The following is a 9,321-nucleotide window of genomic DNA, read 5'->3' on the forward strand; positions in this document are numbered from 1 at the left end:
GTGCAAAAGTACCTCCAACTTGAGTGAACATCATAGTAAGACCTAATGATAATACAGATGCTGCTTTGATAAATGGTTTGAAATATTTTTTCATAAATTTTTCCCCTTCCGCTCTTTTTAATTGTAAACAACACTTTACTCATGTAAATGTCGCTTTACATGTAAATGATACTATTAATAGAAAAAATTCTCAATTATTAAATTTACATTATTTAATATTTATTTATTTCGAATTTTAATAATTTTCGGTATTTTATTGATGCAAATAATTTATTTTTAAAATAAAAAAAAAGCTGGCTTGTAAATATATATAAGTCAGCTTTTTTAGGTTAAATATAAAATGTATCAAGTATATTATCTTTTTCTTCTTTGTTAATTCCAATATATTTTAAGGTAATTTGTGGTGTACTATGATTGAGTATTTCTTGTAGCATAGCAACATCCTTAGTTTGTTTATAGAACCAATAGCCGAAGGTTTTGCGCATGGTATGGGTACCGATAGACTCTACACAGGCAAAATTTCCGGCTTTTTGCAATTGTCGATAAACCTGGATTTTACTAATGGGTTTGTCTCCTTTTCGGGAAGGAAATAACCAGGTGTTATCTAGAGTTTGAGTATAAGAGTATACCTCATCAAAAATGGAAGTAAGGTTAATCATGCGTTCTTTCTTTGTTTTTCCTTCTTTGATTTTGAATTCCTTTCGTTTCTTTCGTTTTAACTTTAGTATAGTTTGCGTTTCAAGTTGGAGTAGATCACTGACACGTAGTCCTGTATGAATTCCAATTAAAAATAGTATATAGTCTCGTTCGGAACAGTGGCGTTTTAGGGCCCATTTCATGTCTTCGATCTGTTCTTTGCTACGGATAGGTTGGACATCAATGAGATGTGGTTTTTTGTTCATGGATTTATGACCTCTTTATTTATAGTGTTTTGAATGTATACTTTTGTTGTGTAAATTGAGGATATCAGGGGAATCAGTGAGAAGTCAATGTTTAAAGGGAAATGAATGTAAACTAATATTTAAAAGTTTACATTGGATTGATTACATTACCATATTTTATATTAATCATATAAAATGATAATGTAGAGCATAAAATTTTAGGAGAGAGGAATTTAGATGAGTAATTATTCAGGGTTAGTAAATGTTGTATATACTGTAGGAAGAATAACACCAAATGGTATTCAGCCATTAGGAACTGCTACACTATTAAATAAAGTTAATCATTTAGTTACAGCTGCACATGTAACTAATAATGATGATAATAATTTAGTTATTATTTTTCCTAAAGTTGGATCTCTTTCAGATTATCAGGATATGTCTAATCATGAAATAAGATATGCTGAGGTTAAAATTGTAGCTACTAATCCATTATATGATTTATGTATTTTAAAATTGAATGATGAGTATGGAATGCATTCAAATATTACTATTTCAGGATTAGATTCTATAAATGTAGGAGATAAGGTAAATTTATTTGGATTTCCTGATTTGAATTTTGGGCGTGTAATTTTGACCAAGCAAGAAACTGAGATTGGTGCAAAAATATTACTTGAAAATTTGGGAGAAAAAGTAAAACATGCTGTTATAAATATTCAATCTAGACAAGGACAATCAGGAGGTCCTGTTTTTAGTTTAAATAATTCTAGTTTAGTAGGAGTATTAATGGGTGCATATGTACCAGGTGGAAGAAATGGAGGAGCTGTTATAATAGGTGGTATAGATCCTCGCACACTTCATCCTGCGACACATATTGTTTCTGCAGAGTATATATTGGAGATGTTAGATTATGAATAATGTAGATTATTTAACTGAAATTTCATCAGATCAATGGTTAAATGTATTACCACAATATCAACAAAAAATTGTATCAAGATTGGTCGATACAAATGAAAACATAGAAACTGCTACTGTTCAATATTTAAATTTAGGTATTTCTGATACTGCTCCTTTTAGTGCTGGCAGCACTAAAAATATTTTTGTAGATAAGATTAAATTAGAGTTTGAACGGTTTTTATGTGGAGATCCCAAATATGATAATGATCGTCAAAAATTATCAACAGAATTGAAACCTGGTCATACTTTAATTGTTTCCACCCTATCATCCGCTATATCAGTATATGTAGGTGCTTCAGCTGCTTATTTAGCACCTGTAATAGTTTTATTCTTAATGAGTATTGGAAAAGTTTCTATAAATGCCTGGTGTGAAACATGTGTGGAAAAACGGAAGAATCTACATAGTGAATTAAGTGAATCATAGTTTTTTATACAATAAAAAAACCCTCATGTTATAATTGAAAGCGACCAAGCAAACAATTAGAGAAGAGGGGTTTTTATTGTATATATTTATTTTTAAATTCTATAAGAATCATAGCATAAAATGTTCCTCTTCTCTAGTTGAAAATCTTAGAAAAGAGGAGAAAGATTTATGTCAAAGCTCGCCAATTTAGAACAAGCTGAAAGAAATGCAAGATTGAGAGATATCGAGAATTTAAAGATCTTGTCAGAAGAAGAGATGTACATAGCAAATGAACTTCAAGCAAAAGCTAATTCGCATGGAATGAAGTTAGTACCTGAACGGAAGATAAAAAATAAAGCTAAATTTGTTCAGATCATTCAACAAAATATCCAGTATTTATTTGAAATTGATTATTTAACAAATGCTGAGAAAGTATTTTTATTAGATATTTCAATGTGTGTAGGTTTTTTAAGTAATTGTTTAGTTAGTGATATTAACTCTAAAGAACAAATTCCATTAACTCAGCGAGAATTAGCAAAAAAAATAGGAAGACATGAAACGAAAGTTAGTCCTTTGGTTAGAAAATTAATTGATAAAGGCATTATTGCTCGTTCAGAGAGTGGTGTTGATGATAATAATGTTAGGGCATATGCTTTGTTTATAAATCCTCATGTTATGTTTTCAGGGAATAGGGATGAAGTTAATCCGACACTTAAGGCTATGTTTAGAAAGGTTCCTAAACAACTTAAAAATTTGCCTATAAAATTATTTTAAGTCTACTTTAATTAGTAGACTTTTTTTGTTAATTCCGTACTTACCAAAAACGGTAAGTTTACTTACCAAAAACGGTAAGTACGGAAAATCCTGAAACCCTTGGTATTACTGGGGATTTTCTACTTAGGTATGCTTGTCCTTTCTTACTCTATATAGAAATAGCTAAAAGTTCCGCAAGGAACGGGTCGTATTTTCTTTCGCTTTGCTACAGAAAATCTCCACCCTTTTCGCTTTGCTACATCCTTGCAAAACTTTTTTCGGCTCGAGTTTGGATATCACCAAGCCGATGCATCCAAAAGCAACTATTTAGGTTCATCGGCTTGAATTTGCTATTATACGAGCCGAACCGCTAGTGTTTTCGCCTAATAATTTCACTTACCACATTGCTAAATACGTTATACGTGGGGGCTCGTCCCCACACGACGAACCAGCCTCAACCCCAAAAGCAAAGGAAAACCTTCTTTTAAACCTGTTCATTTTGCTTTTTAAGTGTTTGTTTTTGTTTTGGCGACAAATAGTATTGTTTTAGATTTATATCTTTTAAAAAGGATTCTGAAGCGTTTAAATAGCATCTTGTATTTTGTTGTTATTTATTTCTAGATTAAGGATTCATATGTATTTAATGTTTATTGTTTTCTTTTAGTATTTTAAAGTAATGTTTGATTGCAATTTATTAAAAATATCATGTCGTTAGTGAGTACTCATATGGAGACATCAAAGGGACTTTGTGTACTCACTGAGTCTACATTTAGGGACACAATGGGGACATTTAGTCAGTTTTGTGTCGTCAGTGAGTGGACATCCTGGAAATTTTCGTGTACCCACGTTTAAACTAGGCTTCGCCTAGTCCCAACCCCTAGTTGGGCCCAAAAACCCCTTATGCTCTTCTCTCTTTTTTGATTCGGAATTTCCAATTTTATAGAAAAGCTTGTTTTTCAATTAAAAATTACTATGTTAAAAAACAAATAATTAATTTATGTGCATGTAGGAAGGTTTAGGGGATCCCTATTTAGGAACAAAGTTCATGAAGATGTTTAGGTGTTTGTTTAAATATTTTTAATAAGTGTTCATCTAAACGAGGTATTTATCTGAACAACATCTAAACACCTGATATAATAATGTTTATGGGCACTGTTCAGATGCTGTTTGTTTGTTTAGATAGGAGTGATTTAAACAATGATTAGGGAAAAACATGAATTAATTTGGCTATCGGCTGAAGATATAGCAAAACAAGTTGGTGTATCTTCAATGACAATTAAACGAAATTGCAATACTTATGAAGAATTTATTCTATTCAAACAGGGGGAGAAAAATAAGTACTATATTTCTTCTGAATGTGTGGATGTTTTAAAATTTATTAATAAACTTCGAAATAAAAAGAATGTCCCTCATAAAGAGATTCTAGAAGTATTAGACAAAGAAGGTTTTAAAAAATATATTGCTGTTGATATGGAAGTTGTTCAGGAAAACACATCTAAACAAACATTTGAACAGACTATGTTTACCTTAGATGAAGTGAGAAAGATAGTTGCGGAAGAATTAGAAAAAGCAATGGAAGATCAAGTAAATAAGAAAGATGAACAAATTATGTATTTGATGAGAGAGATTCAAGATTTAAAAAGAATTATGATAGAAGAAAAACAAGCAATATTAGAAATAGATTCATCCAAACAACAAGTAAACAATGAAGAAGTACAAGAGATTAAAAAGGAATCGTGGTGGCGACGCATGTGGAATCGCTGAGTCCTGGCGTTTATGCCGCGAAAGTTCCTTGACGATGAGGGGAACCCTCATGCAAACTCGCCAGGGGTGGCCCCAGAAGGGCGGTTTTTGCCCGCTGGGGTTAGCTTTGGGAGTTTGAGGGTTCGGAGGCTCGTAGTCAAGGGAACCGTGGAATAAAAAGCGAGGACGGACCCCAGGACAGGGCAAAAACCAATGTCTTCGCCAAGATTCGTGGTTCTACTGTTAGAAAAAGGCGAATAAGAATATAGCATACATATAATAAGGGAATGCAGTATAGATTGGTCTACAAGCATTCCCTTGTTTATTAATTTGAAATTATATTTGAAAAATAAATATATAATGTGGTATGTGAAATTTTGATAAAAAACTCATTCTTTATGTATATAGAATGAGCTTTTTATTTGTTATGTTGAATGAATACTAATTATTTTTATTAAAAATTTTTCTATTTTCAAGCCATTGTTGATAATCTTTTTTACTATGTTCACCAATTAGCCTTTTTTCTTCTTTACCATTTTTATAATGTATAATTGTCGGTGTTCCTTTTATATTATATTTTTCCCATCCTTCTTCAAATTCTTGAAGATTAAATGTTTTAACATTGATATTTTTTTCTTCATTTAATTCGCTTAATAGAGGTGTAGTCTTTTTACAATGTTCACATGTTGGGCTATAAAAATAGATAGTAATATCTTTATTTTTACTTAATATATTTTGAGTTTCTTTTGGAGTTGTTGCATTTTCGCTTAGAAAATTTTCTTTTTTATTGTTATTTTGATTTTTTATTGTAATTACTGAAAGTAAGATAAATATTGTAATAATTATAGTTGATGTAAATATTATTTTTTTCATTTATTTCACCTTTTTTTGTTTGTTTAAGATCCAAAAATTCAAGATAAATATTAGTGTAAAAGCAATTAATGCTAAAAATGGGATTGTTATAAAGCCTAAAAGATTAATGTATTCTCCTGAGCAAGGTATTCTCCCGCAAAAATTATTATTAGTAGAAAATAATTCTGTTTTTTGTATTAGGTAGTGATAAATAGAAATACTTCCGCCTATTGTTGATAGTATAAGTATATATAAAGATTGTTTAAAATCTTTTTTTATAAGTGATATTGTTGTTATAAATACTAAAGGATACATGAATATTCTTTGGAACCAACAGAGTTTGCAGGGTTCATAATTTAGTATTTCAGAGAAAAATAAACTTCCTAATGTTGCAATTAAAGAAATAACCCATGTTAAAAATATTGTATTTTCTATTTGCTTGTTTGGTTTCAATTTAAAGATCCTTCCTATGCTTTTTTATTCTTTACTGAAGCTTTTTTTAATGCATTTTTTAAGTTTACTATTTTTATTTCATTATTTTTGTATGTTTTTGTATCAGCGCTAGATATAAGAATTGATTTTATATCTGAATTTGTTAAATTTGGATTTTCATTAATCATTACTGCAACTATTGATGTTATAACAGGAGTTGCTGCAGAGTTTCCAGTAAAATAGTCTTGTTCTTTATTGTTTGCTGTGGTTGTTAGTAATTTTTCACCAGGTGCAAATATATTTATGTTTGATAAATTTAATGAATTAGTTATTTCTTTTTTGTCATTTATGCTTCCTACACTAATTACTCCTTCATAAGCAGCTGGATAATAATTTATAGATTTACTATCATTTCCTGCAGAAGCAACAATTGTTATGTTTTTTTCTAAAGCTTTTTTAATAACTGTTTGTAGTTCAGGAGTATCTTTGGTAGTACCTAAGCTTATATTTATTATCTTTATATTGTTATCTATAGCTATATTGATAGCTTGTATAAGTTGTTTAGAAGTCATTCCTAAGTCTGTACCTGTTTGAATAGATAATATATCACTTTTTGGAATTAAACCTCCTGGCTTAGTATGACCGTTTCCATTACTAGTTAGTATTCCGGTTACCATTGTACCGTGTCCTTGTTGAGATGTTTGAGATGTTTGATCTGTGAATTCTTGTTTAATATTACTTTTTTCTAAGAAAGTATTATCTAATTTTACACCTGTATCAATAACTGCAATTTTTGGTGTGATTTTTTTGTCATAAGGTAAAATATCATTGGCATTGATTTGTTTTAGTGGTTTACCGTATAACCCAGAATTTAAATAGTTAGTATATTTTTTATAAGATATAAAACCACTTGTTAAAATTATACTAATAGCAATAGCTATATATATGTATGTCTTTTTTTTCATAATATCATTCCTATCATTTTTCGTTTTGTAAAGTTTACTTTACGTAAAGTGAACTTTACGTTATAATATATTTAAATATTAATAGTTAGGGGGGGATATGGATGCAAAATAAAATTCCTGAAATAAGAAAGCAATTTAATTACTCCCAAGAACGATTTGCAGCAGAGTTAAATGTTTCTAGACAAACTGTTATTTCTATAGAAAAAGGCAAATACAACCCTTCATTACCTTTGGCAATGAAGATTGCTAAATTATTTAACTTAAAAGTGGAAGATATCTTTATTTTAGAAAAGGAGGATTTATAATGAATAAACGTGTTTCATTCTTAGGTTTAGGCTTATTCTTTAGTTTATCTACATTATTATTTTATTTTGTAATTTTTATGGCTGGTGATTTTGAATTTCCTCTTCCTTCTCTTACTACACTTTCATTGGCTATATTATGTTTTTCTATATGGTATGTATTTCCTGATATTCAAGCTAATGATGAAAGAGCACAGTTTGTAAAGAAACAAGCTATATTTTCTACATTTTTTGCAACTTTATTTTATGTAGTGATTTTCACTTTAATTGTTAATTTTACTGATTTTTCTTTTGGTATTAAAGAGATTTTACAAGTTTTAATAGCATTAATTATTGTTACAAGTTCTTTAATGTTAGTTATAACTAATAAGAGAAATTAAAGGACTTTCTGCTTAGCAGAAAGCCCTTTAATTTCAATTTTTAAAGAGATTAAGCTCTACCTGCTTTACCGATACACCAACCCCAGTTACCACCTGTAATAGATGCTGCAGCATAGATACAAGGTGCGCAAGCTGCTCCACCTGTTCCAACACATGCACCAGCGCAAATAGCAGCGATTGTTCCAGCTACTGCCCAGCTAATTCCAAGATCACCTGTTACACAATTTTTGAATACACTCCAAGACCATTGTGGTTCTACATCTGGTTTTTCTAAAATTTGATCGATTGTATTTTTACCGTTGTCCCAAGTTTTTAATTCAGCAGTTTCAGAATCTACCATTTTTAAAGATAGTTCGTATGTAGACACAATATTTTGATTTTTATCAACAAAAACAGCTACCCCACTGATTTTTTCTAAGTTAGTTGAGTCTTTAACAGGTACTTTTACTAAAGTTTGACCATTTTTTAAATCAACTACAGTAGAATCATTGAATTCTAGATTTTCTTCTGTTAAATTATTAAGTTTAATGTTTTCTTTTTGAATGTTAGATTGTGTTAATTGGATAAGTTCAGATTTTTCATTGCCTTTAATTTCTTTAGTACTAGCTTTAAATTCATTAGCTTTTTCTACATAATAACTTTCTGGTCCATTCGTAGATGCTTGATCATTAGTTTGTGCAAAAGTACCTCCAACTTGAGTGAACATCATAGTAAGACCTAATGATAATACAGATGCTGCTTTGATAAATGGTTTGAAATATTTTTTCATAAATTTTTCCCCTTCCGTTCTCTTTAATTGTAAACAACACTTTACTTATGTAAATGTTACTTTACTAAAAATAGTTTTTAAAAATTATAAAATTTCATTATAGAATTAAAGGACTTTTTAAAATAAGTCCTTTAATTAAAGTTTTATAAATTAAGCTCTACCTGCTTTACCGATACACCAACCCCAGTTACCGCCTGTTACAGATGCTGCAGCATAGATACAAGGTGCGCAAGCTGCTCCACCTGTTCCAACACATGCACCAGCACAAATAACGCCGATTGTTCCAGCTACTGCCCAGCTAATTCCAAGGTCATTAACTACACAATTTTTGAATACACTCCAAGACCATTGTGGTTCTACATCTGGTTTTTCTAAAATTTGATCGACTGTATTTTTACCGTTGTCCCAAGTTTTTAATTCAGCAGTTTCAGAATCTACCATTTTTAAAGATAGTTCGTATGTAGACACAACATTTTGATTTTTATCAACAAAAACAGCTACCCCACTGATTTTTTCTAAGTTAGTTGAGTCTTTAACAGGTACTTTTACTAAAGTTTGACCATTTTTTAAATCAACTACAGTAGAATCATTGAATTCTAGATTTTCTTCTGTTAAATTATTAAGTTTAATGTTTTCTTTTTGAATGTTAGATTGTGTTAATTGGATAAGTTCAGATTTTTCATTGCCTTTAATTTCTTTAGTACTAGCTTTAAATTCATTAGCCTTTTCTACATAATAACTTTCTGGTCCATTCGTAGATGCTTGATCATTAGTTTGTGCAAAAGTACCTCCAACTTGAGTGAACATCATAGTAAGACCTAATGATAATACAGATGCTGCTTTGATAAATGGTTTGAAATATTTTTTCATAAATTTTTCCCCTTCCG

General features: G+C 30.1%; 12 protein-coding genes. 6 read left to right on the forward strand and 6 right to left on the reverse strand.

What is annotated here, in order from left to right; genetic code table 11:
* Positions 1 to 329 precede the first annotated feature (329 nt).
* A complete protein-coding gene (locus tag ACTFN4_RS30170; protein WP_439963326.1) occupies positions 330 to 902 on the reverse strand; it encodes a tyrosine-type recombinase/integrase in 573 nt (190 codons plus the stop codon).
* Positions 903 to 1,118: 216 nt separating this feature from the next.
* Here ACTFN4_RS30170 and ACTFN4_RS30175 point away from each other — a divergent pair, with 216 nt between their 5' ends.
* The 4 genes from ACTFN4_RS30175 to ACTFN4_RS30190 all read left to right on the forward strand — a co-directional run bounded on the left by ACTFN4_RS30175 (position 1,119) and on the right by ACTFN4_RS30190 (position 4,755).
* Entirely contained in the window at positions 1,119 to 1,796 is a 678-nt protein-coding gene (locus tag ACTFN4_RS30175; protein ID WP_439963328.1) for a S1 family peptidase, read from the forward strand.
* On the forward strand, positions 1,789 to 2,259 hold the full coding sequence (locus ACTFN4_RS30180; protein ID WP_439963329.1) for a hypothetical protein: 471 nt from the start codon (positions 1,789 to 1,791) through the stop codon (positions 2,257 to 2,259). The genes ACTFN4_RS30175 and ACTFN4_RS30180 overlap by 8 nt, the downstream gene beginning before the upstream one ends.
* Positions 2,260 to 2,427: 168 nt before the next feature.
* On the forward strand, positions 2,428 to 3,012 hold the full coding sequence (locus ACTFN4_RS30185; protein WP_439963330.1) for a MarR family transcriptional regulator: 585 nt from the start codon (positions 2,428 to 2,430) through the stop codon (positions 3,010 to 3,012).
* A gap of 1,176 nt (positions 3,013 to 4,188) precedes the next feature.
* The gene (locus ACTFN4_RS30190; protein WP_439963331.1) at positions 4,189 to 4,755 is read left to right on the forward strand and encodes a hypothetical protein; all 567 of its coding nucleotides are present in this window, start codon (positions 4,189 to 4,191) and stop codon (positions 4,753 to 4,755) included.
* Positions 4,756 to 5,175: 420 nt separating this feature from the next.
* Here the strand turns inward: ACTFN4_RS30190 and ACTFN4_RS30195 are convergent, their stop codons facing one another.
* The 3 genes from ACTFN4_RS30195 to ACTFN4_RS30205 are packed head-to-tail and all read right to left on the reverse strand — an operon-like array spanning position 5,176 to position 6,983.
* Complete coding sequence (locus ACTFN4_RS30195) at positions 5,176 to 5,607, reverse strand: thioredoxin family protein (protein WP_439963332.1); 432 nt, start codon at positions 5,605 to 5,607, stop codon at positions 5,176 to 5,178.
* On the reverse strand, positions 5,608 to 6,039 hold the full coding sequence (locus ACTFN4_RS30200) for a disulfide oxidoreductase (RefSeq protein ID WP_114556597.1): 432 nt from the start codon (positions 6,037 to 6,039) through the stop codon (positions 5,608 to 5,610). It lies immediately after the preceding gene.
* A 14-nt stretch (positions 6,040 to 6,053) separates the two neighbouring features.
* The gene (locus tag ACTFN4_RS30205; protein WP_439963333.1) at positions 6,054 to 6,983 is read right to left on the reverse strand and encodes a S8 family peptidase; all 930 of its coding nucleotides are present in this window, start codon (positions 6,981 to 6,983) and stop codon (positions 6,054 to 6,056) included.
* A 101-nt stretch (positions 6,984 to 7,084) separates the two neighbouring features.
* Between ACTFN4_RS30205 and ACTFN4_RS30210 the strand changes: the two genes are divergently transcribed.
* Both ACTFN4_RS30210 and ACTFN4_RS30215 read left to right on the forward strand, forming a co-directional pair.
* Complete coding sequence (locus ACTFN4_RS30210; RefSeq protein WP_098321848.1) at positions 7,085 to 7,288, forward strand: helix-turn-helix transcriptional regulator; 204 nt, start codon at positions 7,085 to 7,087, stop codon at positions 7,286 to 7,288.
* On the forward strand, positions 7,288 to 7,665 hold the full coding sequence (locus tag ACTFN4_RS30215) for a hypothetical protein (protein ID WP_439963334.1): 378 nt from the start codon (positions 7,288 to 7,290) through the stop codon (positions 7,663 to 7,665). Before ACTFN4_RS30210 ends, ACTFN4_RS30215 begins: the two co-directional genes overlap by 1 nt.
* A gap of 49 nt (positions 7,666 to 7,714) precedes the next feature.
* Here the strand turns inward: ACTFN4_RS30215 and ACTFN4_RS30220 are convergent, their stop codons facing one another.
* Positions 7,715 to 8,434: a hypothetical protein gene (locus tag ACTFN4_RS30220; RefSeq protein WP_439963335.1), complete on the reverse strand. Its 720-nt coding sequence runs from the start codon at positions 8,432 to 8,434 to the stop codon at positions 7,715 to 7,717.
* 150 nt (positions 8,435 to 8,584) lie between these two features.
* Positions 8,585 to 9,321: hypothetical protein (locus tag ACTFN4_RS30225; protein ID WP_439963336.1), on the reverse strand; the 737-nt coding region annotated here is incomplete at its 5' end.

Source organism: Bacillus cereus group sp. MYBK95-2 (assembly GCF_051915225.1).
Lineage (GTDB): Bacteria > Bacillota > Bacilli > Bacillales > Bacillaceae_G > Bacillus_A > Bacillus_A cereus.